The following is a 24,192-nucleotide window of genomic DNA, read 5'->3' as shown; positions in this document are numbered from 1 at the left end:
AGTCAGTGCGTGGCACAGCGACCCGGCTCCGATGCATCGCATCACGACGCCGGTCGCTATGTCCTCAGCGGACATTACGAACCACCGCCGCCGCCCGAACGGCCCGCTCCGCCTCGGCCCGCTCGCCGGCGCCGCCGGCTGCCGCGCTGGGGGTGGATCGCGATCATCGTCGCCGCGGTGGCGCTCGTCGTCGCCGGGATCGCCCTGGTGGTATCGCTCGTGATGGGCGGGGTGCAGGCGCTCACCGCACGGCCCCCGGGCGTCGGCACCGCTTTCGTCGCGCCCGCCGAGTCGAAAGCCGCGCGCGCCGCAGCCGAGGGCGGATCGGCGGACGAGGTCGCCGCCGCCGAGTATCTCGCCGCCCAGCCGACGGCGTACTGGCTCACCCCCGAGCAGGATCCCATCGGCGCGGTCGGCGAGCGCGTGCTGAACATCGCGGACGAGGCGCGCGAGTCGCGCACCGCGATGGCGGTCGTCGTCTACGGCCTGCCCGGCCGCGACTGCGGCAATCACTCCGCGGGCGGTCTCGACGAGGCCGACTACGAGACGTGGACGAAGCAGATCGGCACGGCGCTGCGTTCGGTTCCGGACGTGAAGAAGGTCGTGATCGTCGAGCCCGACAGCCTGGCCCTCGCCCCGCAGTGCGGAAACGTCGACGAGCGCGTCGACCAGCTGCGCGGGGCGCTCGGTCGTCTGACGGGCCCGGACACCTGGGTCTACGTCGACGGCGGGCACTCGAACTGGCTCGGCCCCGAGGTGATGGCGGGACTCATCGAGCGGGTCGCGGTCTCGGGGGTGCGCGGCTTCGTGACGAACGTGTCGAATTTCAACGACACCTACGACGAGTTCGCCTACGCCCACGCCCTGTCCGACCGCCTGGGCGGCATGCACGCCCTCGTCGACACCTCGCGCAACGGCGCGGGCGCTCCGGGTGACGGCGAATGGTGCAATCCGCCCGGGCGCACCGTGGGCGATCCGAGCGGCACGTTCGGTGACGACGTCGTCGACACGAACCTGTGGATCAAGCCGCCGGGAGAGAGCGACGGACCGTGCAACGGCGGGCCCGCCGCTGGCGTCTGGTGGCCCGAAGGAGCCGTCGAGCTCACGCGCGGCGTCGCGCCCTGACTCTTCGGCGTTCCTCCGGGAGTGCCGCGTCGCTCGCGTGTGGCAAAATAACCCGAACCTGAGGGAGAAGAGTGACGAACATGATGTCCGAGCAGTTGAAGACGGCGGTCATCGTCGAGGACGATCCGGACATCCGTCATCTCCTCGTCGAGGTGCTCGAGGCAGCCGGATTCTCCACCGTCTCGGTGGGCAACGGCATCGACGGCATCCAAGCCGTGCTGTCGTACCGGCCGTTGCTGACGACGCTGGACGTCAACATGCCCGGCATCGACGGCTTCGAGGCCGCGCGGCGGATCCGCGCGCAGAGCGACACATACATCATCATGCTCACCGGGCTCTCCGAAGAGGCGGATGTCGTGCTCGGACTCGGCGCCGGCGCCGACGAGTACATCGTCAAGCCGTTCCGCCCGCGCGAGTTCCGGGCGCGGGTCGACGCGCTGCTGCGGCGTCCGCGCGCCGCCGCCCCGCAGCAGACCCCCCAGCAGGACTCGGTCGGCCCGTCGTTCCCGGGCGCACGCCCCGCCCCGTCCGCCCCGGCTCCCGGCCCCGCCGAGACCGCACCTCTGTCGTACGAGGAGTACCTCGCCCGCTTCCCGGGCTCGGCCCCGCAGCAGCCCGCCCCGCCGCAGTACGCACCGCCGCCCGCGCCCCCGCAGTCATCACCGCCGCAGCAGCAGGTGATCGTGCACCACCCGAGCGACGCCCCGGCACCGGCACCGGCACCGGCGCCCGGCGCCGACATCGTGGTGCACCAGCCCGGCGGCGATCTCGTGCCGACCACGGGCGACCACTGGCTGACGCACCGCGACCTGCAGGTCGACACCGACACGCGGCTGGCCTACATCGCCGGCCGCGAGCTGGAGCTCACCCGCACCGAGTTCGATCTGCTCTCGACGCTGATGGCCTCCAAGCGCCGGGTCAGGTCGAAGGCCGACCTGACGCTCGTCCTGCGCGGCGAGTCCTACGTCACGAGCTATTTCGTGGGCGAGGCCGACAAGCGGGCGATCGAGGCGCACATGACCAACCTCCGTCGCAAGCTGAGCGACAGCCCGACGACCCCGCGGTACATCGAGACCGTCCGGGGTGTCGGATACCGCATGACGTCGGAGGCCGCCGCAGCGGTCTGAACCGGCGGACCCGGCCTCCGGTTCAGACCTTGTAGCCGTTCTGGCGGCGGACCAGCTTGGAGAACATCAGCAGGGTCTGCAGCACGGTGACGACACCGACGATCGGCCATCCGATCCACAGGATCGACGACTGCGCGACGGGGCCGATGATGTTCCACACGACGGCCATCGCCAGCAGCACCGCGGCGAGGATCACCAGCGGCATCCAGTGACCGATGCTGCCGCCGCCGCTCTCGGCCTTGGCCTGCATCGCCCAGTTGTCGACCTTCTTCTTCGACAGGAAGCGCGACCACGAGCGCATGAAGTGGCCGAGCCGGATCCACATGAACGCCTCGGCGGGGAACACCAGGATGGCGAAGAGGATGTCGCGCTGATTGTGGTCCTTGATACTGCGGGCCATGCGCAGGTTCAGCAGCACGGCGACCAGAGGCGGGATCAGCCAGAGCGGGGAGAAGACGAACGCGTTGATGGACAGCGAGCCGGCGAGCAGGATGAGGAACGCGACGCGCACGAACAGGTTCGTCAGCATCCCGAAGTTCTCGAACCAGCGCAGGCGCAGGTTCGGATGGAACGGCTGCCCCTTCGTGTCGCCGCGCTGGCCCGGCCACATCAGCTCGATGGCACCGTAGGTCCACTTCACCTGCTGGGCGTCGTAACCCTTCAGGGTCGTCATTCCGCCGACGTTCGCGCGGGCGTACGGGCTGATCTTCGTCAGGTAGCCCGCGCTCTTGATCTGGAGCGACAGCAGCGAGTCCTCGACCTCGGAATCCTTCACCCACGGGGTCGACTGGTGGTTCTGCTTCATCGCGTCGCGCAGCGCGTTCGTCGAGAAGATCGAGAACTGCCCGCCCAGCACGGCCATGTTGCGGCCGCGCAGTAGGTTCTGCATGTTGAAGGCGGCGAACTGGGTGCGCTGACCGGCGATGAGGAACTTCGCGATCGTCCCCTTGATGGGCTTGTCGTCGATCGAGTAGATCGCCGAGATGCCGCCGATGCGCGAGTCGCCGACGGCCTCCGACTCGAGGTACTCCACGGCACGCGAGTCGGCGATCGTGTCACCGTCGACGCCGAGCAGGTAGTCGTACCCCTCGACGAGCGAGTAGCCGTAGTTGAGCGCGCCGACCTTCTTGTCGGGGTTCTTACCGATGTCGTGGACGAACACCTCGGTGAACTGCGTGCCGAGCTCGGTCGTGACCTCGTGGGGCCCGGCGTACGCAGCGGCGATCTTCACGGTGTTGTCGGAGGTGTTGTTCGCGATGACGTGGATGACGTCCGGCACGCGGGTCTGCGCGAGCAGGCCCTCGATCACGTCGGCGATTGACTCCTCCTCGTTGTACGCGGGGATGACGCAGCCGATCGTGGAGCGGTGGACGGTGGTGTTCTCGAGGACCGACTCGAAGTCGTCGGGGAATGCCGTCTCGAAGTGATCCGCCAGCTGCACCGGCGCCTCCGGGGCGGGGCGCTGCGGCTGCGCGAACGCCGGGTTCGGCGTGTACGGCGTGTACGGCGTCTGGGTCATGCGGTCACATCCTGTGCGAGGTGATGGGGCAGCTGTTGTCTGCCGCGATCCATTCTGGGGCGCCGCGTGTGCAGAGCGGACGAAGTCAACCGCAATTTCTGCGCAAGGAATGCGGGCGCCCGCGCCGCCTCAGGGCGTGGTGCTGGGAGCCGGCGCGGGAACGGAGTCGGCCGCCTGCTCGTCGCTGAAGATCGCGACCGGCAGGTACTGGTAGACCGTCTGCTGGGAGAAGCTCGCATCGTCGTTCGCGTTGCCCTCGACCCACACGGTCATCGCGAACTCGAGCGTCATGCCGTAGGTGTCGGCAGGGAGCCCGTGGACGATGGTCTCGGGCACGTAGAGGCCGCCCTGGAAGCTGTTGAGCAGCAGACCCCGGTCGGAGCGGATCGTGTCGCTCGGAACGAGCGTGCGCGGGTCTGCGCTGAACTGGAACGGGTTCTGCACCTGCCCCGACGTCTGCGCGGTCTGCGAGGTGATCGAGATCGACGAGATGAACACGCGCCGTTTCTGCGACAGCACGGCCTTCTCGTCGACGCGCTTGTCGTGGACGTTGACCGCGAAGCCGAACGTCTTGTCCGCTCCGGGCGTCCATTCCTGCGTCCGCTTGGGATCCTGCGCCCACACGTCGAGGCGGAGCTCGAGGTCCTGCGCCACCTCGGACGAGAGCGACACCGATCCGTCATAGGTGAACTGGGAGTTGAACGCCATGCTGGGCGACTGCGAAGGCGCCGGTGCCGGCACAGCCGAGACCGGTTCACCTTGGACGGCGTTGATCATCCCCGTCAGTTCAGAGCAGCCCGAGAGCACGACGAGCGAGAGGGCGAGCGCGCCCGCGCGGAGCGTACGTGCGCGGAGGGTGGGGGTGCGGCGCGGAGACATGGCAGACCGGATTTCTCGAGGCGAGGGGCCAGCGTCGAATGTCGCGGGCCTCGCCATCCAAGCATCCCGGCGAGGACCGCCCCGGGCGCTTTGCGATCTCTTCAGGTCGCCTTGCGGCGACCTTGAGGTTTCAGCCGCCGTCGCTCTCGGCCGCCGCGATCGCGACCGTGATGCTGTCGGTCGCGGTCTGCTTCGCGAACTCGTCGGAGGTGGGGGTCGTCTGCACGAGGAAGTCGTACGTGAAGCGGATCGTGACGAACGTGGCCTCCGGCGGCACCTCGCCGACGTAGAACGTCTGCGAGTAGCTGTACGGCGAGAGCACGAGGTAGCCGGGATTGGTCGCCGACTGGTCGGATGTCGGTGCCAGCGGGCTGAGGTCGCCCTGCGCGTTGCCGGGCACGGCGATCATCGTCGCCTTCTGCAGGTAGACCTTCTGCCCGTCATCGGGGCTGACGGTCGTCACGAGGGAGAGGCTGACCGGCTTGAGGGCCGTCGCCGTCCACCGGTCCATCGACAGGTCGGACCAGTAGTTGAGCGATCCCGTCACGGCCCCGGCGGTCACCTGACGCTCGGTCGAGCCGCTCGAGAGGTCGTTCGGGACCGGGGGCGGCACAGCCGTGCGCGAGACGCTCGGCGAGGGCGCGGGGCCGCTCGCGTCTCCCCCGCCGCCGGAGGGGAGGTTCCACGGCGCTGGGCCGCATCCCACGAGAGCCACAGCCATCACCGCAGTCGCGGCGGCCGTCCCCAAGCGTCGCATCATGTCTCCTCCGCCTTCCCTCCCCGAGTGTACGGGGGAGCCGCGGAGCCGAGCGCCACAGCCGGGCGGGCTCGATCTCACGCGGGCTCGGCCGTGACCAGGATCGGCAGGTGGTCGCTCGCGCCCTGCGGCAGCGTCTGCACCCGCTCGATGTCGAATCCGACGCTCGTGGCGAAGTCGTAGTGACCGCGGAAGAACTTGTAGCGCGTGTAGGTGCGGGCGTCGCTGAGCGTCAGCTCGTACCCCTGCTTGCGCACGACCTGCCCGAGGTTCTCCTTGAACACCGGGTAGTTGTAGTCGCCGACCATGAGGATCGGCAGCCCCTCACCGAGCTCCGACAGGGCGCCCAGCGCCGCCTGGATCTGGTTGCGGCGCAGCGAGTTCAGCGCCGTCAGCGGCGCCGCATGGAAGCTCGCCACGATGACGTCACGGCCGTCGTCGATGTCCCGCAGCCGCACGCCGAGCATCCGTTCCTCGGCGGGCTTGAGGACGCGGTCGTGGAGCGACTTCTTCAACGCGAGCGAACGGACCTCGACCGCGCGGAAGGTGTTCTCCCGGTAGTAGACCGCCAGTCCCAGGCGGTTGCGCGCCGTCGCCTCGGCGAGCCGCAGCCCGCTGATCCGGTCGGGGATGCCGCTGGTGTCCGCTTCCTGCAGGCAGAGCACGTCTGCGCCGTGCTGCTCGACGAGTTCCGAGAGCTCGGAGGCGGCGCGGTGCTTGCGCAGGTTGTACGAGATGACCTTCATGGTGCCGCCAGGCTACGCCCGCTTCCTTTCGGTCAGGTGTCCGTTGCGCGGCGGGCGCGGGTCTGCTCCGCGCGTGCGGCGAGCAGATCGTCGGCGGGGTATCCGACCTCCGTGAGCGTGAGCCCGCGCGCCGCCAGCACCGCGAAGGCGCTCGTCCGTCGGTGCGCATCGCGGAGGACCGCGACGTCCTCGACGTCGAGCCGCCCCTCGCCCACCGCGACGCACGCGCCGACGAGGGCCCGCACCATGCTGTGGCAGAACGCGTCGGCCTTGACGTTGGCGACGAGCACACCGCTCTCGTCGCGCCGCCAGCCGAACTCGAGCAGCGTCCGGATCGTCGTCGCCTCGGGCCGCGGCTTGCAGTACGCGGCGAAATCGTGGAGGCCGGTCAGGCTGCGTGCGGCGGCATCCATCGCTGCGCCGTCGAGGGCCACCGGAACGAAGGTCGTGCGGAAGCGCTCGAGCGGGTCGTAGCCCGTCGTGCGGTCGGCGACACGGTAGGCGTAGCGTCGCCAGACCGCGGAGAACCGGGCGTCGAACCCCTCCGGAGCAACGGATGTCGCCCGCACGTGGACGTCGGCGTAACGGCCCAGCACACCGTTCAGGCGCGCGGCGAGGGCGGCCGGCTCGGGCTCGCGGCCTCGTCGCAGCCGCGCCTCCTGCGCGTCGCTCAGGTCGAGGTGCGCGACCTGACCCGAGGCGTGCACGCCGGCATCGGTACGGCCCGCGACGACGAGCTGCGCGTCGCCGCCGAGAACGCGGCTGACAGCCGCCTCGATCGACCCCTGAACTGTCCGCAGGCCCGGCTGGCGGGCCCAGCCCGAGAACCCCGATCCGTCGTAGGCGATGTCCAGTCTCAGGCGCACCCGATCAGTCTTCCAGCTCGGCGCGCGTGGGCGGATTGGCCCCGGGCCGCGAGACCGTGATCGCCGCGGCGCGCGCCGCGACCCCCATCGCATCCGCGAGCGCGTCGGCGTCGGCGGGCAGGCCGCGGTCGACGAGAGTGGCGATCAGGCTCGCCATGAACGAGTCGCCCGCGCCGATCGTGTCGGCCACCGTCACCGCGACGCCGGCGACCTCGACGACCGCACCGTCGGGCGCCCGGCCGATCGCCCCCTCGCGGCCGCGCGTCATGACGACCGCCGCGGCGCCGAGGCCCGCGATCGTCTTGAGCACGCCGTCTGCATCGGCGCCGGGCCACAGCCATTCGGCATCCTCGTCGCTGAGCTTGACGAGATCGGCGGCCGCCGCGGCGCGGGCGAAGCGGGCCAGCGCCGTCTGGCGCGAGCCGACGAGCGCCGGCCGGATGTTCGGGTCCACGGTGACGATCGCTTCGCCGCGGGCGGCCTCCAGAGCCGCCAGGCAGGTCTCCCCGCCCGGATCGAGGAACAGGGCGATCGAGCCGGTGTGCACGAGAGCGGCGTCGCCGCGGGGCACGGGCGGTACAACGCCGGCCACGTCGAAGTCGTACTGCGCCGACCCGTCGGGACGGATGCGGGCGCGCGCCGTGTCGGTCGGCGCCTCGGTCCACGACGCCTCGGCGACCTCGGCGCCTGCCTCGCGCACGTGACGCGCGATCCGCTCGCCGCGCTCGTCCCGTCCCAGCCGCGTCGCCAGACGCACGGGAACGCCGAGGCGGGCGACGCCCACCGCGACGTTGGCGGGGCTGCCGCCGACGTGCTCGGTCACACGGTCGTCGGTCTCGACGATGTCGACCAACGCTTCGCCCAGCACCAGGACCTCGGGAGCGCCCATGTTCCACCTGTTCTCGAAAGCCGATACGCGGGATCCGCGCACCTCCTCCGGTCTACCACATCGCCCCCAGGCGGCCGCTCTACACTGGGAGGCTGCCGCCGCCCGTCCCCCCGACGACCCCGGATACAGCCCGATGACTTCTCCGCTTCCTCCGCGCGCCCGCATCGCGGGACTCGACGGCCTGCGCGCCGTCGCCGTGGTGCTCGTCGTCGTCTACCACCTGTTCCCCGCGGCCTTCCTGCGCAGCGGTTACGTCGGCGTCGACGTCTTCTTCGTCATCTCCGGCTTCCTCATCACGACGCTGCTCCTGCGCGAAAGCGCCCGCGAGGGGCGCATCCGGCTGCGGCGGTTCTGGACGCGGCGCGCGCGACGCCTGCTCCCGGCGCTCGCGACCGTCGTCACCGTCAGCGCCTCCCTCGCCTGGCTCGTCGGTGGCGACGTGCTGGTCGACATGGGCCTGCAGGTCCTGGGAGCCGCGACCTTCTCGTACAACTGGGTGTCGATGGCCGACGGCGGCACCTACTTCTCCGCGGCCGACCCGGAGATCTTCCGGAACCTCTGGTCGCTCGCGGTCGAGGAGCAGTTCTATCTGCTCTGGCCGCTGCTGGTGCCCCTCTTCCTGCTGCTTCCGGGCCGGCGCTCGCGCGCCGCGGTCGCCCTCGTCCTCGCGGCGCTGTCGGCCGCGTGGGCATCCGCGTGCGTCGCGGCGGGGGCCGACCTCACGCGGGTCTACTTCGGCACCGACACGCACGCCTTCGGGCTCCTCATCGGTGTCGCCGTCGCCTTCGCGCTGCACGGTCTCGTCGTGCGCCGCTCTTCGGTAGCCGGCGTCGGCCCGGTCTGGGGCGTCGTCGTCGGAGCGCTCGCCACCGCCGGGATCGTCACCGCGGCCGCCGCGGGCGGTGGGGAGGCGATCACCTTCCCGGCCTCGAGCCTCGCCGCGTCGCTCCTCACCGCCGTCGTGCTGCTGGTCGCGGCGTGGCCGGGCTCGTGGTTCGGCCGGGCGCTGGATGTCGCACCGCTGCGCTGGCTGGGCGAGCGGTCGTACGCGGTGTACCTCTGGCACTGGCCGCTCCTCGTCCTGCTGTCGTTCCAGCTCGGCGGCGCCGGCCCCGAGGCGGGCGTCCCCGTCGCCACGGGTACGGTCGTCGCGATCGCCTCTGTCGCGCTGGCGGCGGCGTCCTACCGGTGGATCGAGCAGCCGGTGCGGCGTCACGGGTTCCGCGGCGCCTTCGCGATCGCGCGACGCGGGTTGCGATCGCGCCCGTCTCGCCGGGCAGCGACCCTGGCGGCCGCCACGGCTGCGGCCCTCGCCCTCGGCGGAACGACGGCCGCGGTCGCGGCGGCACCGCGCGAGACGACGAGCCAGAGCGCGGTCGACGCCGGGCGCGACGCCCTCGCGCAGGCCGACCGGCATCCCACGCCTGCCCCCGCGCCGGGCGCGCAGACGGTCGACGGTACGCGCGTGAGCGCCGTCGGCGACTCGGTCATGCTCGCCTCCGCTCCCGGGCTGCTCCAAGCGATGCCGGGGATCGCGGTCGACGCCGAGGTGTCACGGTCGCTGTGGGCGGGCGTCCGCATCATCGACGACCTCGCGGCGTCCGGCGCCCTGCGCGAGTACGTCGTGGTCGGCCTCGGCACGAACGGCCCCGTCTCGACCGAGGCGCTGCAGCGCATCGCGGATGCGGCGGGACCCGAGCGCTACGTCATTCTCGTGAACGCCGCCGGCCCGCGCGACTGGATCCCCGGCGTCAACCGCGACCTCACCGCCTTCGCCGCCGCTCACCCTCGGGTGGCCGTCGCCGACTGGGCGGGTGCCGTCGCAGACCACACCGACCTGCTCGCGGGTGATCAGATCCATCCCGAGGCGGCCGGCGGCGACCTCTACGCGCGCACGGTGAAGCGTGCGGTCGACGGCGCCGCTACCCAGCTCGCGACGGCGCAGTGGGCCGCGGATCAGACGCGGACGACGCTGCTGGAGATCCTGGGGCGCGCCGAGGATCGGTAATCGCGGATCGACGACCGCGGATCAGTACCGGCGCACCAGCACGCGCTCGCGCTCATAGGGTGTGAATCCGAGACCGCCGTAGAGCGTGTTCGCCCCGGTCGGACTCTCGGTGTCGACGTCGAGCACTGCTACGCCGAGCCCCGCGTCGCGCATCGCCGCGAGCGAGCGCGAGATCACGGCGGGGGCCAGGCCGCGCCGACGGTGCGAGCGGACGACCCCGACGAGGTCGATGTAGGCGTTCGGCCCGAGGACGTCGAAGTCTCCCTCGTTCACGGACGCGAGGCAGAACGCGACGATCCGCCCGTCGTCGAGTGCGAGCGTGCACAGGTCGGGCCGGAGGAACGGGCCGCCGATGAACTGCTGCCACCGCTCGGGCGGACTGGGGAGGCTCCCCCAGTGATCGCGGAACGCGTCGTTGCGCGCGAGGCGCGCGTCCTCCGCCCGGTCGGCCGAGAACGGCACCAGCTCGATGCCGGAAGGAGCGACGACGTCGGCGATCGGCTGCGTTAGATCACGGTGCATCGTCGAGAACCAGCGCTCGGTGCGGTAGCCGAGCGACTCGGCGATGCGCTCGAGAGCCGTGTCCTTCTCCGACGCGTACACCTGGATCTCGGCGGGGCGGCTCGCGGCCGCGGCATCCGCTGCCACCGCCTCGCGCAGCTGCTCCTCGGCGCGCGCGTGCTGCCACGTCAACAGCGCGGTGCCGATCCCGCGCCCGCGCCGATCGGGCCGCACCGCACCGGTGAGATAGATGTGCAGATGCTCGTCGCGCGAGGGATGCAGGGTGACGGTGCCGACCGCGAGGGCTTCGCCGGCCTCGTCGAACGCGATCATCGTGTCGCGAGAGTGGTCGATGTGCGACAGCTCGAACGTCTCGGCGACCTCCTCCCGCGGCGTCGTCCACGTCGGGTGGTCTACCCGGTCGGCGGCCTCCAGGACGCCGTGGATGACGTCGATGTCATCCGAGGTCGCCGTGCGCCAGTGCGCTACGGCGGGGCAGGAGGGTGCGTTCGGCTCGTTCACCTCTCCAGCCTCGCACATCGGGCCCGCACCCTCCGGAGAGAGTGCGGGCCCGATGTCGGCGCGATGCGCTGGTTACTTCTTGTCGTCCTCGGCGGGAGCCTCAGCGGCGTCCTCGGCCGCAGCCTCGGCGGCTGCGCCCTCCTCCGGCGACTCGGCGCCGGCGTCGGCGGCCGTGTCGTCGGCGGGAGCCTCGGTGGTCTCCTCGACGGGAGCCTCCTCGACCGGAGCCTCAGCGGCAGGAGCGGCGGCAGCCGACTTCTTCGCGGACTTCGGCTTCGGGTTCACCGGCTCGAGAACGAGCTCGATGACGGCCATGGGGGCGTTGTCGCCCTTGCGGTTGCCGATCTTCGTGATGCGGGTGTAGCCACCCTCGCGCTCGGCGACCAGCGGAGCGATCTCGGCGAAGAGCTCGTGCACGACGCTCTTGTCGCCGATGACCGACGCGACGCGGCGGCGGGCGTGCAGGTCGCCGCGCTTGGCGAAGGTGACCAGGCGCTCGGCGTACGGACGCAGGCGCTTGGCCTTGGTCTCGGTCGTGGTGATCGACTTGTGCGTGAACAGGGCCGCGGCGAGGTTCGCGAGAAGCAGGCGCTCGTGTGCGGGGCCGCCTCCGAGGCGGGGACCCTTGGTGGGCTTAGGCATGTTTGATTACTCCAGGAAGAAAAGGGGGCTCAGAGGTTCTCGTCGTCGTATCCGCCGTAGAAGTGCGCACCGTCGAACCCGGGAACCGAGTCCTTCAGCGACAGGCCGAGGGAGACGAGCTTGTCGCGCACCTCGTCGACCGACTTCTGACCGAAGTTGCGGATGTTCATGAGTTGGGTCTCCGAGAGGGCGACCAGCTCGGACACCGTGTTGATGCCCTCGCGCTTGAGGCAGTTGTACGAACGGACCGACAGGTCGAGGTCCTCGATCGGCATCGACAGCTCGTTGGTGAGGACCTCGGCGACCGGCGCGGGGCCGATCTCGATGCCCTCGGCCTCGACGTTCAGCTCGCGGGCGAGACCGAACAGCTCGACGAGCGTGCGACCGGCCGATGCGACGGCGTCGCGCGGCGAGATGGACGCCTTCGACTCGACGTCGAGGACGAGCTTGTCGAAGTCGGTGCGCTCACCGGCACGAGTCGCCTCGACGCGGTAGCTGACCTTGAGCACGGGCGAGTAGATCGAGTCGATCGGGATCTGACCGGCCTCGGCGTACTCGTTGCGGTTCTGCGTCGCCGAGACGTAGCCGCGACCGCGCTCGATGACGAGCTCGAGCTCGAACTTCGCGCTGTCGTTGAGCGTCGCGATGACCAGGTCGGGGTTGTGGACCTCGACACCGGCCGGAGCCGAGATGTCGGCGGCCGTGACCTCACCGGCACCGGTCTTGCGCAGGTACGCCGTGATGGGCTCGTCGCGCTCGGACGAGACGACCAGCTGCTTGATGTTGAGGATGATCTCGGTGACATCCTCCTTCACGCCCGGGATGGTGCTGAACTCGTGCAGCACACCGTCGAAGCGGATGCTGGTGACGGCGGCACCCGGGATGGACGACAGCAGGCTGCGGCGCAGCGCGTTGCCGATGGTGTAGCCGAAGCCGGGCTCGAGCGGCTCGACGACGAACCGGCTGCGGAACTCGCCGATCTTCTCCTCGGTCAGAGTGGGACGCTGTGCGATGAGCACTATGTGTTCCTTTCGATCACGTGACCGCTATATGACACGTGCAATTCAGTGAGGTGTTGAGTTTTCAAGGAAACGACGGAAGTCCGGATGCCGCGACGTGCGGCATCCGGATCCGTGTCAGCTCAGACGCGGCGGCGCTTGGGGGGACGGCAGCCGTTGTGGGCCTGGGGGGTGACGTCCTGGATGGACCCCACCTCGAGGCCGGCGGCCGTCAGCGAGCGGATCGCGGTCTCACGGCCCGAACCGGGGCCCTTGACGAAGACGTCGACCTTCTTGACGCCGTGCTCCTGCGCCTGACGCGCAGCGGACTCGGCGGCCATGCCGGCGGCGTAGGGGGTCGACTTGCGCGAGCCCTTGAAGCCGACGCCACCCGAGGAGGCCCAGCTGATGACGGCGCCCGACGGGTCGGTGATCGAGACGATCGTGTTGTTGAACGTCGACTTGATGTGGGCGTGGCCCAGCGCGATGTTCTTCTTCTCCTTGCGGCGCGGCTTGCGCGCTGCGGACTTGGCCTGTGCCATGTGCGTGTTCTCCTAAACCTGTGGGGGCCGCGCCTTAGCGCGCCTTCTTCTTGCCGGCGACGGTGCGCTTGGGACCCTTGCGCGTACGCGCGTTGGTCTTGGTGCGCTGACCGCGCACGGGCAGGCCACGGCGGTGGCGCAGACCCTCGTAGGAACCGATCTCGACCTTGCGGCGGATGTCGGCGGCGACCTCGCGGCGCAGGTCACCCTCCACCTTGTAGTTGCCCTCGATGTAGTCGCGGAGCGCGACGAGCTGGTCGTCGGTGAGGTCCTTGACGCGGATGTTCTCGTCGATCTCCGTCGCAGCGAGGATCTCGTTCGAACGGGTACGGCCCACGCCGTAGATGTACGTGAGGGCGATCACCACGCGCTTGTCGCGCGGGATGTCAACGCCGGCAAGACGTGCCATGCGGTTCTCCTAGGAGTAATCGAAGGTGTGGAGCAGGATCGGTGCTCGGGCCTTCGTCCCGAGGTGTCCCCCGCCGGCGGTGCCGTACGGGTTCTGATCTGCCTGAGGTGTATTGAGTTGTCGTCGTACCGGGTGCCGCGCGGACGCGGCATCCGATCAGCCCTGGCGCTGCTTGTGACGCGGGTTCGACTTGCAGATGACCATGACGCGACCGTGGCGACGGATGACCTTGCAGTGGTCGCAGATGGGCTTGACGGAGGGGTTGACCTTCATGATGTTCCTGATTCGCTGTCTTCGCCGACGGAGCAGGAGCTCCGGGGCGTTACTTCTCGACCGGCGTGCGCTGGGCTCAGCGGTAGCGGTAGACGATGCGGCCGCGCGTCAGGTCGTAGGGGCTGAGCTCCACGACCACACGGTCTTCGGGGATGATGCGGATGTAGTTCTGCCGCATCTTGCCCGAGATCGTTGCGAGGACCTTGTGTCCGTTGCTCAGCTCGACGCGGAACATCGCGTTGGGCAGGGCCTCGGAGATCACGCCCTCGATCTCGATGACACCGTCTTTCTTCGCCATACGCTCGCTTACAGTTGTGCAGGCCGGTCGGTCTGCGTTGGATGGGATTTTCGGTGACACGCCAAGAGAGGCGCAACGCACCAAAGAGCAAGCATACGCGCTACCGCACGCTCCGGCAACTCGCCGTATCTCGCACGGCGCGTCGCCCGCCCCCGCTCAGTTGAAGAGCGTGGCGAACGAGCCGCGTGCCGGGATGGTGCTGTTCGAGATCGTCTCACCGTTGACCGCGATCGTCGGCGTTCCGATACCGCTGGCACCGGGCTGGATCGGCGTCTCCTTGGTCTTCGCGGTGACGAACGAGGCGTAGGTGCGATCCGTGACGCACGAGTCGATGCCGGTCACGCCGGCGTCCGAGGCGATCTGGAGGATCTGATCGTCGGTCAGACCCGTCGACTGCTCGGCGGGCTGCTGTTCGAACATCGCCTGCATGAACGGCACCGCCGTGTCGGGGTCCGCCTCCGCGACGCAGTACATCGCATTGGCCGCGCGGGTCGAGTACTCCGTGCCCTGCGAGTAGCGGTCGAGGATCGAGATGGGGTGGATGTTCAGCGTGATCGTGCCGTCAGCCACGAGGTCGAGGATCTCGGGCCCGTACGTCGTCTCGAACTGGCCGCAGATCGGGCACATGAAGTCGATGTACGTGTCGAGGGTCTGCGATCCCTCACCGACCACGACGGCGCCGGTCTCCTGGTTGATGCCGGATCCCGTCGGCGGGGTGCCCGGGTCGGTCGCGCTGTTGTTCATCCACACGACCAGCGCGACGATGAGAGCCACGACGACCACCACGGCCGTCGACACCCAGATCGCGAACCAGTTGGTCTTACCCGTCGCCGCAGCAGCCATCACTTCTCTCCTCAGCCGATTTCCGTCGGCACGATTCCATACGGAGCAAGCCCCGCGGCGCCACCGTCGGGCGCCGTGAGAACCCAGATGCCCCCATCATGCACGGCGACGCTATGTTCCCAATGGGAGCCGTCCGAGCCGTCGATCGTCGACACGGTCCAGTCGTCGTCCTCGGTGAAGGTCTCCTCCGAGCCGGCCACGACCATGGGCTCGATCGCGAGGACGAGACCCGGCTTCACCTCGGGCCCGAGATCGGCGACGCGGTAGTTGAACACCGACGGCGCCTCGTGCATCTTGCGTCCGATGCCGTGCCCGACGTAGTCGCGCAGGATGCCGTAGCCATCACCGGACGACTCGATCGAGGTCTGGATCGCGTCGCCGATCTCGCCGATGCGCTTCGCGTTCGCCATCGCGGCGATGCCCGCCCACAGCGACTCCTCGGTGACCTGCGACAGCCGCTCCCGCGCCGCGACCAGCTCCGGCCGGTCCGGGTCGGGGATGACGATCGTGAACGCGGAGTCGCCGTTCCAGCCGCGGAACTGCGCCCCGGCGTCGATCGACAGGATGTCTCCGGGCTCGAGCGGGCGCGCGCCCGGGATCCCATGCACGACCTGCTCGTTCACCGACGCGCACACCGTGTGGCGATACCCGCGCACGAGCTGGAAGTTCGACTCCGCGCCGCGCGAGCGGATCACGTCGGCCGCAATGGCGTCGAGCTCGAGCGTGGTCACGCCGGGCGCGACGTGCTCGCGCACCGCCTGCAGCGCAGCGGCCGTGATCAGGCCCGGCTCGACCATCGCCTGCAGCTGAGCGGGCGACTTGTAGATGGAGCGGCGGCCGATCACGCCGTGATGCCGCGGGCGGTCAGCGCCGCGGTGATCCGCTCGGTGATCTCGTCGAGCGAGCCGACGCCGTCGATCTGGTCGACGATGCCGCGCTCGCGGAACACGTCGAGGATCGGCGCGGTCTCGTTCTCGTAGATCGAGAGTCGCTTGGCGATGGACTCCTCGTTGTCGTCATCGCGGCCCTGCTCCGCGGCGCGCTTGGACAGCCGCGCGATCGACTCCTCTCGGGGCACGACGAGCTCGATGACACCCGTCAGCTCCTCACCGCGGCCACCCAGGAACGCGTCGAGGTCGGCCACCTGCGCGAGGTTCCGGGGGTAACCGTCGAGCAGGAACCCGCCGGCGGCGTCATCCTGCGCGAGCCGGTCGCGCACGATCGCGCTCGTCAGCTCGTCGGGCACCAGGTCGCCGGCGTCGATGATCGCCTTGACCTGCTGTCCGAGCTCGGTGCCCTCTTTGACGTTCGCCCGGAAGACGTCGCCCGTCGAGACGGCGGGGACGCCGAGCGCCTCGGCGATGCGCACTCCCTGAGTGCCCTTGCCCGAGCCCTGCGGCCCGACGATCAGGAGACGTGCAGCCGTCATCGCAGCAACCCTTCGTAGTGACGCTGCTGGAGCTGCGCGTCGATCTGCTTCACCGTCTCGAGACCGACGCCCACGATGATGAGGATCGATGCGCCGCCGAACGGGAAGTTCTGATTCGCACCGACCGTCGCGAGCGCGATCAGCGGGAGCAGGGCGATGAGACCCAGGTAGATCGAGCCGGGGGCGGTGATGCGGGTGAGGACGTAGTCGAGGTACTCCGCCGTGGGCCGGCCGGCACGGATGCCGGGGATGAAGCCGCCGTACTTCTTCATGTTGTCGGCGACGTCGACCGGGTTGAACGTGATCGCGACGTAGAAGTACGTGAATCCGATGATCAGCAGGAAGTACACCGCCATGTAGAGCGGGTGGTCGCCGGTCGTGAAGTACTGCTGGATCCACGCGACCCAGCCGGGCACGTTGCCGTCAGCATCCGGGTTCTGGTTGAACTGCGCTATGAGCGCCGGGATGTACAGCAGCGACGAGGCGAAGATGACCGGGACGACACCGGCCATGTTGACCTTGATCGGGATATACGTGTTCGTGCCGCCGTACGTGCGACGTCCCACCATCCGCTTGGCGTACTGAACGGGGATCCGCCGCTGCGACTGCTCGACGAAGACGACGAGGGCCACGACGACGATGCCGACGGCCAGCACGAGGAGGAAGACCTCGAAGCCGCGGGCGACCGCGATCGACCACAGTGCCGCCGGGAACGTCGCCGCGATCGAGGTGAAGATGAGGATCGACATGCCGTTGCCGACGCCGCGCTCGGTGACGAGCTCGGCGAACCACATGATGAGGCCCGTGCCGGCGGTCATCGTGATGATCATGAGGAGCTGGGCGTACCAGGCCTCCGAGGTCACCAGCTGCGCGCACTCGGGGACCCCGGTCACCGGGATCAGCTGACCCGAGCGTGCGACCGTCACGAGCGTCGTGGACTGCAGCAGAGCCAGCGCGATGGTGAGGTAGCGGGTGTACTGCGTGAGCTTCGCCTGGCCCGACTGGCCCTCCTTGTAGAGGGTCTCGAAGTGAGGGATGACAACGCGCAGCAACTGCACGATGATCGTCGCGGTGATGTAGGGCATCACGCCGAGCGCGAAGATCGACAGCTGCAGCAGCGCACCGCCCGAGAACAGGTTCACGAGCGAGAGCAGGCCCTGGGCGGTCCCGCTCTGATCGAGACAACTCTGCACGTTCGGGAAGTTCACGAACGGCGTCGGCACGTGCGCGCCCAGGCGGTAGATGGCGATGATCGCCAGGGTGAAGCCGATCTTCCGCCGGAGATCCGGAGTGCGGAAGACCCGCGCTATGGCGCTGAACAAGTGGATTCCTCCCAAGGGATGGGCGGCGTCTCGGGAAGACACCGTCAACCAGGGTATCCCAGGCCGTTCACAGGCGCGCCTCGGATACGACGAAGCGAGGGCCGGAGCGAACTCCGGCCCTCGCTGGCGAATTACTTGATGGAACCGCCGGCTGCGACGATCTTCTGCTCGGCAGAGCCCGAGACCTTGTCGACCGACACGTTCAGCGCCACCGAGATGTCGCCGGTGCCGAGCACCTTGACCTTCTCGTTCTTGCGGACGGCACCCTTGGCGACGAGGTCGCTGATGGTGACGTCGCCGCCCTGCGGGTACAGCTCCGCGAGCTTGTCCAGGTTCACGACCTGGTACTCGACGCGGAACGGGTTCTTGAACCCGCGCAGCTTGGGGGTGCGCATGTGGAGCGGCATCTGGCCACCCTCGAAGCCCACCTTGACCTGGTAGCGAGCCTTCGTACCCTTGGTACCGCGGCCCGCCGTCTTGCCCTTGGAGCCCTCACCGCGACCGACACGGGTCTTCGCGGTGTTGGACCCGGGGACCGGACGCAGGTGGTGCACCTTCAGCACACCGGGGCGAGCGGCCGTGGTCTCGGCCTTCGCCTTCTTGTCGTCCTTCTTCTCAGCCATCAGTCGATCTCCTCAACCTTCACGAGGTGCGCGACGGTCTTGACGTATCCGCGCGTCTGCGCGTCGTCGGGACGGACGACCGAGTCGCCGATCCGCTTGAGACCCAGCGAACGCAGCGTGTCGCGCTGGTTCTGCTTCTCGCTCACCTTGGACTTGACCTGGGTGACCTTCAGTCGAGCGGCCATCAGGCACCTACCTTCTGTGCGGCGTTCGCCTCGGCCTCAGCGCGCACGAGACGAGCCGGTGCGACCTGGTCGAAGTCCAGGCCACGGCGTGCGGCGACCGCACGGGGCTCCTCGAGCTGCTTCAGTGCCTCGACGGTCGCGTGCACGATGTTGATCGTGTTCGACGAGCCGAGCGACTTCGACAGGACGTCGTGGATACCGGCGCACTCGAGCACGGCGCGGACGGGACCACCGGCGATAACACCGGTACCGGCGGCGGCGGGGCGCAGGAGCACCACGCCGGCGGCTGCCTCACCCTGCACGGGGTGCGGGATGGTCGAGCCGGTGCGGGGGACGCGGAAGAAGTTGCGCTTGGCCTCTTCGACACCCTTCGAGATGGCGAGGGGGACCTCACGCGCCTTGCCGTAGCCGACGCCCACCAGACCGTTGCCGTCGCCGACGACGACGAGAGCGGTGAAGCTGAAGCGACGACCACCCTTGACGACCTTCGAGACGCGGTTGATGGTGACGACGCGCTCCAGGAACTGGCTCTTGTCGGCGTCGCGCGAACCGCGGTCGCGGTTGTTGCTGCGCTCGCGGCTGCCGCGGCGGGGCTCGCGGGCCTCGCGCTCGACGGGAGCGGTGCCGGCGGCCTGCTCGGTCGTAGCCTGTTCGGTCACAGGGTTCTCTCCGTTGTTGTTGGTCACTGCATCGCTCACAGGTTCAGACCTCCCTCGCGAGCGCCTTCGGCGATCGCTGCGACACGGCCCGCGTAGCGGTTGCCACCGCGGTCGAACACGACGTCTGCGACGCCGGCGGCCTTGGCACGCTCGGCGACGAGCTCGCCGACCTTGCGGGCCTTGGCGGTCTTGTCACCGTCGAACGTGCGCAGGTCGGCCTCGAGGGTCGACGCCGAAGCCACGGTGTGGCCCTTGGCGTCGTCGACGAGCTGCACGAAGACGTGGCGGGCCGAGCGGGTCACGACCAGGCGCGGCCGGGCCTCGGTGCCCACGATCTTCTTGCGAAGGCGGGCGTGACGACGCGCACGCGCGTCGGACTTGCTCTTCACAGCCATGCTTACTTACCAGCCTTTCCGGCCTTGCGGCGGACGACCTCGCCCGCGTACCGCACACCCTTGCCCTTGTAGGGCTCGGGCTTGCGGATCTTGCGGATGTTGGCCGCGGTCTCGCCGACCGCCTGCTTGTCGATGCCGCTGACCGTGAGCTTGTTGTTGCCTTCGACGGTCAGGGTGATGCCGGCGGGCGCCTCGACGGTGACGGGGTGCGAGAAGCCGAGAGCGAACTCGACGGACGAGCCCTTCTGAGCGACGCGGTAACCGGTTCCGACGACCTCGAGACCCTTGGTGTAGCCCTGGGTCACGCCGATGATGTTGTTGTTGATCAGGGTGCGGGTCAGGCCGTGCAGGGCACGCGACTCGCGCTCGTCGTCCGGACGGGTGACGAGAACCTGGTTCTCCTCGACCTTGGCCTCGATGGGCTTGGCGACCGTCAGTCGCAGCTCGCCCTTGGGGCCCTTGACGAGGACGTCCTGTCCGGTGACCTCGACGGTCACACCGGCAGGGATGTCAATGGGAAGACGTCCAATACGCGACATCAGATCACCACACGTAGGCGAGGACTTCCCCGCCGACGCCCTTCGACTCGGCCTGGCGGTCCGTGAGGAGGCCAGAGGAGGTGGACAGGATCGCGACGCCCAGGCCACCGAGGACCGTGGGCAGCTCGGTCGACTTCGCGTACACGCGGAGACCGGGCTTGGAGACGCGCTTGATGCCGGCGATCGACCGCTCGCGGTTGGGGCCGTACTTCAGCGTCATGGTGAGGGTCTGGCCGACGCGGGCATCGGTGACCTCCCAGCTGGAGATGTAGCCCTCCTGCTTGAGGATCTCGGCGATGTTGGTCTTGAGCTTCGAGCTCGGGAGCGACACGGAGTCGTGGTGCGCCGAGTTCGCGTTGCGCAGACGGGTCAGCATATCTGCGACCGGGTCTGTCATCGTCATAGGTTTGTTCCTTCGATCATGAGGTTTCGACTGCCGTTACACGACAGGCGACCTTCGATGAATGTCCATATTCAGTTGTGCAGTCGTTCGGCCCCGGAGCATGCCCCGAGGCCGAACGATCGATTGTACCGGATTACGCCTGAGCGTCGTCCGACTTGAACGGGAAGCCCAGCTGGCGGAGCAGCGAGCGTCCCTCGTCATCCGTCTTCGCCGTGGTGACGATCGTGATGTCGAAACCGCGGACGCGGTCGATCCGGTCCTGGTTGATCTCGTGGAAGACCGCCTGCTCCTGCAGACCGAAGGTGTAGTTGCCGTGACCGTCGAACTGCTTGGGCGACAGACCGCGGAAGTCGCGGATGCGGGGCAGCGCGAGGTTCACGAGACGGTCGATGAACTCCCACGCACGGTCACCGCGGAGGGTGACGTGCGCGCCGATGGCCTGGCCCTCGCGCAGCTTGAACTGCGCGATGGACTTGCGGGCCTTCGTGACGATCGGCTTCTGACCCGTGATCTTCGTCAGGTCGTCCACGGCGCCGTCGATCACCTTGCTGTCGCGAGCTGCCTCGCCGACACCGGTGTTCACGACGACCTTCACGAGACCGGGGATCTGCATGACGTTGGCGTAGCCGAACTCGTCCTGCAGAGCCTTCTTGATCTCGCTCTGGTACTTCTGCTTCAGGCGGGGCTGGATCTTGCCAGCCGCCGCGGCAGTGGTGCTGCTCATATTCAGAGGTCCTTGCCGCTCTTCTTCGCGTAACGCACGCGGACGGTGCGCTTCACGCCGTCCTTCGTCTTCTCCTCGACGCGGTGACCGACGCGGGTCGGCTTCTTCGTCTCGGGGTCCACGAGCTGGACGTTCGAGATGTGGATGGGGGCCTCGATGGTCTCGATGCCACCCGTCTTGGTGCCACGCTGCGTCTGGCCGACGCGGGTGTGCTTGGTGGCGTAGTTGACGCCCTCGACGATGACGCGGTTCTGCTCGACGAGGACCTCGAGGACCTTGCCCTGCTTGCCACGGTCGCCGCCGCGCTCGGGCTTGGCGCCCGTGATGACCTGAACCAGGTCACCCTTCTTGATGTTCGCCATGATCAGATGACCTCCGGGGCGAGCGAGACGATCTTCATGAACTTCTTGTCGCGAAGCTCACGACCGACCGGTCCGAAGATGCGGGTGCCGCGGGGCTCCCCGTCGTTCTTCAGGATGACGGCGGCGTTCTCGTCGAACTTGATGTACGAGCCGTCGGGACGGCGCGTCTGCTTGACGGTGCGGACGATGACGGCCTTGACGACATCACCCTTCTTGACGTTGCCACCGGGGATCGCGTCCTTGACGGTGGCGACGATGATGTCGCCCAGTCCGGCGTACCGGCGGGCGGAGCCGCCGAGCACGCGGATGGTGAGCAGCTCCTTGGCGCCGGTGTTGTCGGCGACCTTGAGGCGGGATTCGGTCTGAATCATGAGATCACTTCGCCTTCTCGAGGACCTCGACCAGACGCCAGCGCTTGGTGGCGCTCAGCGGGCGAGTCTCGTTGATGAGGACGAGGTCGCCGATGCCGGCGGTGTTGGCCTCGTCGTGGGCCTTGACCTTCGACGTGCGGCGGATGACCTTGCCGTAGAGCGGGTGCTTCACGCGGTCCTCGACCTCGACGACGATCGTCTTGTCCATCTTGTCGCTCACGACATAGCCGCGACGAGCCTTGCGGTAACCGCGGGCCTGCGGGTCGCGGACGTCGTGCTCGCCGTGCTCGTGGCCCTCGGCGACAGCCTCAGCGGCGTTCTTGTCGGTAGCCATTACTCGGTCTCTTCCTTCGCGGCCTCGGTGGCGTCATCCGCCTTCTTGGCCTTGGTCTTCTTCGCCTTCGGCGCCTCCGCGACGGGCGTGGCACGGATGCCGAGCTCGCGCTCGCGGATCACCGTGTAGAGCCGCGCGATGTCGCGCTTGACCGCACGGATGCGGCCGTGGCTCTCGAGCTGGCCGGTGGCCGACTGGAAGCGCAGGTTGAACAGCTCTTCCTTGGCCTTGCGCAGCTCCTCGACGAGGCGCTGGTCTTCGAACGTGTCGAGCTCGCTCGGGGCGAGCGTCTTGGTGCCGACAGCCATTACGCGTCGCCCTCCTCGCGCTTGATGATGCGTGCCTTCAGCGGCAGCTTGTGAATGGCACGGGTCAGGGCCTCGCGAGCGAGCTCCTCGTTGACTCCGGCGACCTCGAAGAGGACGCGACCCGGCTTGACGTTGGCGACCCACCACTCCGGCGAGCCCTTACCCGAACCCATGCGGGTTTCGGCGGGCTTCTTGGTGAGCGGACGGTCGGGGTAGACGTTGATCCACACCTTGCCGCCACGCTTGATGTGACGCGTCATGGCGATACGAGCGGACTCGATCTGACGGTTGGTCACGTAAGCGGGCGTGAGTGCCTGGATGCCGAACTCGCCGAAGGAGACCTTCGTGCCGCCGGTGGCCTGGCCATCGCGCTTGGGGTGGTGCTGCTTGCGGTACTTGACCTTACGGGGGATAAGCATCAGGCCGACGCTCCTTCTGCCACGGGGGCCTCGTTGCGGGGACCGCGACGGCGGTCACCGCGGTCGTCGCGACCGCGCGAGGTCTTCGGCGCGTTGGCCTGCTCGCGAGCGAGCTCCTTGGCCGTCAGGTCGCCCTTGTAGATCCAGACCTTCACACCGATGCGGCCGAAGGTGGTCTTGGCCTCGTAGAAGCCGTAGTCGATGTTCGCGCGGAGCGTGTGCAGGGGCACGCGGCCCTCGCGGTAGAACTCCGAGCGGCTCATCTCCGCGCCGCCGAGGCGGCCCGAGACCTGGATCCGGATGCCCTTGGCGCCGGCGCGCTGAGCGCCCTGCAGACCCTTGCGCATCGCGCGGCGGAACGCCACACGAGCCGAGAGCTGCTCGGCGATGCCCTGCGCGACGAGCTGGGCGTCGGCCTCGGGGTTCTTGACCTCGAGGATGTTGAGCTGGATCTGCTTGCCGGTGAGCTTCTCGAGGTCGGCGCGGATGCGCTCGGCCTCGGCGCCGCGGCGACCGATCACGATGCCCGGGCGGGCGGTGTGGATGTCGACGCGGACGCGGTCACGGGTGCGCTCGATCTCGATGTTGCTGACACCGGCGCGGTCGAGCGACGTGGTCAGCAGACGGCGGATCTTGATGTCCTCGGCGACGTAGTCGGCGTAACGCTGGCCCGGCTTGGTCGAGTCCGAGAACCAACGCGACACGTGGTCCGTGGTGATGCCGAGGCGGAAGCCGTACGGGTTGACTTTCTGTCCCATTACTTGCTCGCCTTCTTGCTCGTACCGGCGGCCGCGGCATCCGCGTTCTCCGGCGTCGACAGCACGACCGTGATGTGGCTCGTGCGCTTCTTGATCTGGAAGGCACGACCCTGGGCGCGGGGCTGGAAACGCTTGAGCGTCGTGCCCTCGTCGACGTACGCGTTCTTCACGTACAGGTCTGCATCGTCCAGGAACTCGTTGTCCTTGTCGGCCTTGACGCGAGCGTTCGCGACGGCCGAGGCGACGAGCTTGTAGATCGGCTCGCTGGCGCTCTGGGGTGCGAACTTCAGGATGGCGAGTGCCTCCTGAGCCTGCTTGCCCTTGATGAGCGCGACGACACGACGAGCCTTCTGAGGGGTCACGCGGATGTGCTTCACGCGCGCGGTGGATTCCACCATGTCTCTCCTCCTCTGTCCT

Annotated in this window: 34 protein-coding genes; 3 read left to right on the top strand and 31 right to left on the bottom strand. The window is 68.7% G+C overall.

Going from position 1 to position 24,192, the window contains the following annotated elements; all coding sequences use genetic code 11:
- Window positions 1-9: 9 nt before the first annotated feature.
- Window positions 10-1,125, top strand: a complete 1,116-nt coding sequence (locus MTS1_RS11755; RefSeq protein WP_023954092.1) for a glycoside hydrolase family 6 protein — start codon at window positions 10-12, stop codon at window positions 1,123-1,125.
- A gap of 80 nt (window positions 1,126-1,205) precedes the next feature.
- Window positions 1,206-2,252: a response regulator transcription factor gene (locus MTS1_RS11750; protein WP_023954091.1), complete on the top strand. Its 1,047-nt coding sequence runs from the start codon at window positions 1,206-1,208 to the stop codon at window positions 2,250-2,252.
- Between the two features lie 22 nt (window positions 2,253-2,274).
- Here MTS1_RS11750 and MTS1_RS11745 read toward each other — a convergent pair whose 3' ends face one another.
- From MTS1_RS11745 to MTS1_RS11720, 6 genes are all read right to left on the bottom strand, one after another.
- On the bottom strand, window positions 2,275-3,771 hold the full coding sequence (locus MTS1_RS11745) for a glycosyltransferase (RefSeq protein ID WP_023954090.1): 1,497 nt from the start codon (window positions 3,769-3,771) through the stop codon (window positions 2,275-2,277).
- 129 nt (window positions 3,772-3,900) lie between these two features.
- On the bottom strand, window positions 3,901-4,650 hold the full coding sequence (locus MTS1_RS11740; RefSeq protein WP_023954089.1) for a hypothetical protein: 750 nt from the start codon (window positions 4,648-4,650) through the stop codon (window positions 3,901-3,903).
- Window positions 4,651-4,780: 130 nt separating this feature from the next.
- The gene (locus MTS1_RS11735; RefSeq protein ID WP_036304775.1) at window positions 4,781-5,410 is read right to left on the bottom strand and encodes a hypothetical protein; all 630 of its coding nucleotides are present in this window, start codon (window positions 5,408-5,410) and stop codon (window positions 4,781-4,783) included.
- 74 nt (window positions 5,411-5,484) lie between these two features.
- Window positions 5,485-6,153, bottom strand: coding sequence for an endonuclease/exonuclease/phosphatase family protein (locus MTS1_RS11730; protein ID WP_023954087.1), 669 nt, complete (start codon window positions 6,151-6,153; stop codon window positions 5,485-5,487).
- Window positions 6,154-6,185: 32 nt separating this feature from the next.
- Window positions 6,186-7,019, bottom strand: coding sequence for a tRNA pseudouridine(38-40) synthase TruA (gene truA / locus MTS1_RS11725; protein WP_023954086.1), 834 nt, complete (start codon window positions 7,017-7,019; stop codon window positions 6,186-6,188).
- Between the two features lie 4 nt (window positions 7,020-7,023).
- Window positions 7,024-7,908: a PfkB family carbohydrate kinase gene (locus MTS1_RS11720; protein ID WP_023954085.1), complete on the bottom strand. Its 885-nt coding sequence runs from the start codon at window positions 7,906-7,908 to the stop codon at window positions 7,024-7,026.
- A gap of 133 nt (window positions 7,909-8,041) precedes the next feature.
- Between MTS1_RS11720 and MTS1_RS11715 the strand changes: the two genes are divergently transcribed.
- Window positions 8,042-9,916, top strand: coding sequence for an acyltransferase family protein (locus MTS1_RS11715; RefSeq protein ID WP_052007675.1), 1,875 nt, complete (start codon window positions 8,042-8,044; stop codon window positions 9,914-9,916).
- A gap of 21 nt (window positions 9,917-9,937) precedes the next feature.
- Here the strand turns inward: MTS1_RS11715 and MTS1_RS11710 are convergent, their stop codons facing one another.
- The 25 genes from MTS1_RS11710 to rplV form a co-directional block, all read right to left on the bottom strand.
- On the bottom strand, window positions 9,938-10,939 hold the full coding sequence (locus tag MTS1_RS11710; protein ID WP_052007674.1) for a GNAT family N-acetyltransferase: 1,002 nt from the start codon (window positions 10,937-10,939) through the stop codon (window positions 9,938-9,940).
- Between the two features lie 72 nt (window positions 10,940-11,011).
- Window positions 11,012-11,581 (bottom strand): 50S ribosomal protein L17, encoded by a 570-nt coding sequence (gene rplQ / locus MTS1_RS11705; protein ID WP_023954082.1) that lies wholly within the window; start codon window positions 11,579-11,581, stop codon window positions 11,012-11,014.
- Between the two features lie 29 nt (window positions 11,582-11,610).
- Window positions 11,611-12,600, bottom strand: a complete 990-nt coding sequence (locus MTS1_RS11700) for a DNA-directed RNA polymerase subunit alpha (protein ID WP_023954080.1) — start codon at window positions 12,598-12,600, stop codon at window positions 11,611-11,613.
- A 122-nt stretch (window positions 12,601-12,722) separates the two neighbouring features.
- Window positions 12,723-13,121 (bottom strand): 30S ribosomal protein S11, encoded by a 399-nt coding sequence (gene rpsK, locus MTS1_RS11695; protein ID WP_023954078.1) that lies wholly within the window; start codon window positions 13,119-13,121, stop codon window positions 12,723-12,725.
- Window positions 13,122-13,155: 34 nt separating this feature from the next.
- Window positions 13,156-13,530, bottom strand: a complete 375-nt coding sequence (gene rpsM / locus MTS1_RS11690; RefSeq protein ID WP_023954076.1) for a 30S ribosomal protein S13 — start codon at window positions 13,528-13,530, stop codon at window positions 13,156-13,158.
- A 156-nt stretch (window positions 13,531-13,686) separates the two neighbouring features.
- Window positions 13,687-13,803 (bottom strand): 50S ribosomal protein L36, encoded by a 117-nt coding sequence (gene rpmJ / locus MTS1_RS11685; RefSeq protein WP_005050492.1) that lies wholly within the window; start codon window positions 13,801-13,803, stop codon window positions 13,687-13,689.
- A 76-nt stretch (window positions 13,804-13,879) separates the two neighbouring features.
- Complete coding sequence (gene infA, locus MTS1_RS11680; protein WP_017201569.1) at window positions 13,880-14,101, bottom strand: translation initiation factor IF-1; 222 nt, start codon at window positions 14,099-14,101, stop codon at window positions 13,880-13,882.
- A gap of 156 nt (window positions 14,102-14,257) precedes the next feature.
- Window positions 14,258-14,944 carry a thioredoxin domain-containing protein gene (locus tag MTS1_RS11675; protein ID WP_023954074.1) on the bottom strand — a complete coding sequence of 229 codons (687 nt, stop codon included), beginning with the start codon at window positions 14,942-14,944 and terminating at the stop codon, window positions 14,258-14,260.
- Between the two features lie 11 nt (window positions 14,945-14,955).
- On the bottom strand, window positions 14,956-15,789 hold the full coding sequence (gene map, locus MTS1_RS11670) for a type I methionyl aminopeptidase (RefSeq protein WP_023954072.1): 834 nt from the start codon (window positions 15,787-15,789) through the stop codon (window positions 14,956-14,958).
- The gene (locus tag MTS1_RS11665; RefSeq protein ID WP_023954070.1) at window positions 15,786-16,373 is read right to left on the bottom strand and encodes an adenylate kinase; all 588 of its coding nucleotides are present in this window, start codon (window positions 16,371-16,373) and stop codon (window positions 15,786-15,788) included. The genes map and MTS1_RS11665 overlap by 4 nt, the downstream gene beginning before the upstream one ends.
- Complete coding sequence (secY, locus tag MTS1_RS11660) at window positions 16,370-17,695, bottom strand: preprotein translocase subunit SecY (RefSeq protein ID WP_023954067.1); 1,326 nt, start codon at window positions 17,693-17,695, stop codon at window positions 16,370-16,372. Before secY ends, MTS1_RS11665 begins: the two co-directional genes overlap by 4 nt.
- Before the next feature lie 131 nt (window positions 17,696-17,826).
- Window positions 17,827-18,318 carry a 50S ribosomal protein L15 gene (gene rplO / locus MTS1_RS11655; protein WP_023954063.1) on the bottom strand — a complete coding sequence of 164 codons (492 nt, stop codon included), beginning with the start codon at window positions 18,316-18,318 and terminating at the stop codon, window positions 17,827-17,829.
- On the bottom strand, window positions 18,318-18,503 hold the full coding sequence (gene rpmD / locus MTS1_RS16715) for a 50S ribosomal protein L30 (protein ID WP_023954062.1): 186 nt from the start codon (window positions 18,501-18,503) through the stop codon (window positions 18,318-18,320). Before rpmD ends, rplO begins: the two co-directional genes overlap by 1 nt.
- Window positions 18,503-19,201 carry a 30S ribosomal protein S5 gene (gene rpsE, locus MTS1_RS11645; RefSeq protein WP_023954060.1) on the bottom strand — a complete coding sequence of 233 codons (699 nt, stop codon included), beginning with the start codon at window positions 19,199-19,201 and terminating at the stop codon, window positions 18,503-18,505. The genes rpmD and rpsE overlap by 1 nt, the downstream gene beginning before the upstream one ends.
- The gene (gene rplR, locus MTS1_RS11640; RefSeq protein WP_023954058.1) at window positions 19,198-19,557 is read right to left on the bottom strand and encodes a 50S ribosomal protein L18; all 360 of its coding nucleotides are present in this window, start codon (window positions 19,555-19,557) and stop codon (window positions 19,198-19,200) included. Before rplR ends, rpsE begins: the two co-directional genes overlap by 4 nt.
- A gap of 2 nt (window positions 19,558-19,559) precedes the next feature.
- Window positions 19,560-20,096, bottom strand: coding sequence for a 50S ribosomal protein L6 (rplF, locus tag MTS1_RS11635; RefSeq protein WP_023954056.1), 537 nt, complete (start codon window positions 20,094-20,096; stop codon window positions 19,560-19,562).
- Between the two features lie 4 nt (window positions 20,097-20,100).
- Window positions 20,101-20,499, bottom strand: a complete 399-nt coding sequence (rpsH, locus tag MTS1_RS11630; RefSeq protein ID WP_023954054.1) for a 30S ribosomal protein S8 — start codon at window positions 20,497-20,499, stop codon at window positions 20,101-20,103.
- Window positions 20,500-20,632: 133 nt separating this feature from the next.
- Window positions 20,633-21,223, bottom strand: coding sequence for a 50S ribosomal protein L5 (rplE, locus tag MTS1_RS11625; protein WP_023954052.1), 591 nt, complete (start codon window positions 21,221-21,223; stop codon window positions 20,633-20,635).
- A 2-nt stretch (window positions 21,224-21,225) separates the two neighbouring features.
- Window positions 21,226-21,585, bottom strand: coding sequence for a 50S ribosomal protein L24 (gene rplX / locus MTS1_RS11620; RefSeq protein ID WP_023954051.1), 360 nt, complete (start codon window positions 21,583-21,585; stop codon window positions 21,226-21,228).
- Window positions 21,586-21,587: 2 nt separating this feature from the next.
- On the bottom strand, window positions 21,588-21,956 hold the full coding sequence (rplN, locus tag MTS1_RS11615; protein WP_023954050.1) for a 50S ribosomal protein L14: 369 nt from the start codon (window positions 21,954-21,956) through the stop codon (window positions 21,588-21,590).
- Window positions 21,957-21,960: 4 nt separating this feature from the next.
- Window positions 21,961-22,290: a 30S ribosomal protein S17 gene (gene rpsQ, locus MTS1_RS11610; protein WP_023954049.1), complete on the bottom strand. Its 330-nt coding sequence runs from the start codon at window positions 22,288-22,290 to the stop codon at window positions 21,961-21,963.
- Window positions 22,290-22,598: a 50S ribosomal protein L29 gene (rpmC, locus tag MTS1_RS11605; RefSeq protein ID WP_023954048.1), complete on the bottom strand. Its 309-nt coding sequence runs from the start codon at window positions 22,596-22,598 to the stop codon at window positions 22,290-22,292. The genes rpsQ and rpmC overlap by 1 nt, the downstream gene beginning before the upstream one ends.
- Window positions 22,598-23,017, bottom strand: a complete 420-nt coding sequence (gene rplP, locus MTS1_RS11600) for a 50S ribosomal protein L16 (RefSeq protein ID WP_023954047.1) — start codon at window positions 23,015-23,017, stop codon at window positions 22,598-22,600. Before rplP ends, rpmC begins: the two co-directional genes overlap by 1 nt.
- Entirely contained in the window at window positions 23,017-23,775 is a 759-nt protein-coding gene (gene rpsC, locus MTS1_RS11595) for a 30S ribosomal protein S3 (RefSeq protein WP_023954045.1), read from the bottom strand. The genes rplP and rpsC overlap by 1 nt, the downstream gene beginning before the upstream one ends.
- The gene (gene rplV / locus MTS1_RS11590; RefSeq protein ID WP_036304774.1) at window positions 23,775-24,173 is read right to left on the bottom strand and encodes a 50S ribosomal protein L22; all 399 of its coding nucleotides are present in this window, start codon (window positions 24,171-24,173) and stop codon (window positions 23,775-23,777) included. The genes rpsC and rplV overlap by 1 nt, the downstream gene beginning before the upstream one ends.
- Window positions 24,174-24,192 lie beyond the last annotated feature (19 nt).

The sequence above is a fragment of the Microbacterium sp. TS-1 genome, from assembly GCF_000509385.1.
Taxonomy (GTDB): domain Bacteria; phylum Actinomycetota; class Actinomycetes; order Actinomycetales; family Microbacteriaceae; genus Microbacterium; species Microbacterium arborescens.
The sequence above is the reverse complement of the archived record's forward strand: the minus strand, read 5'-3'. Positions and strand labels throughout refer to the sequence as shown.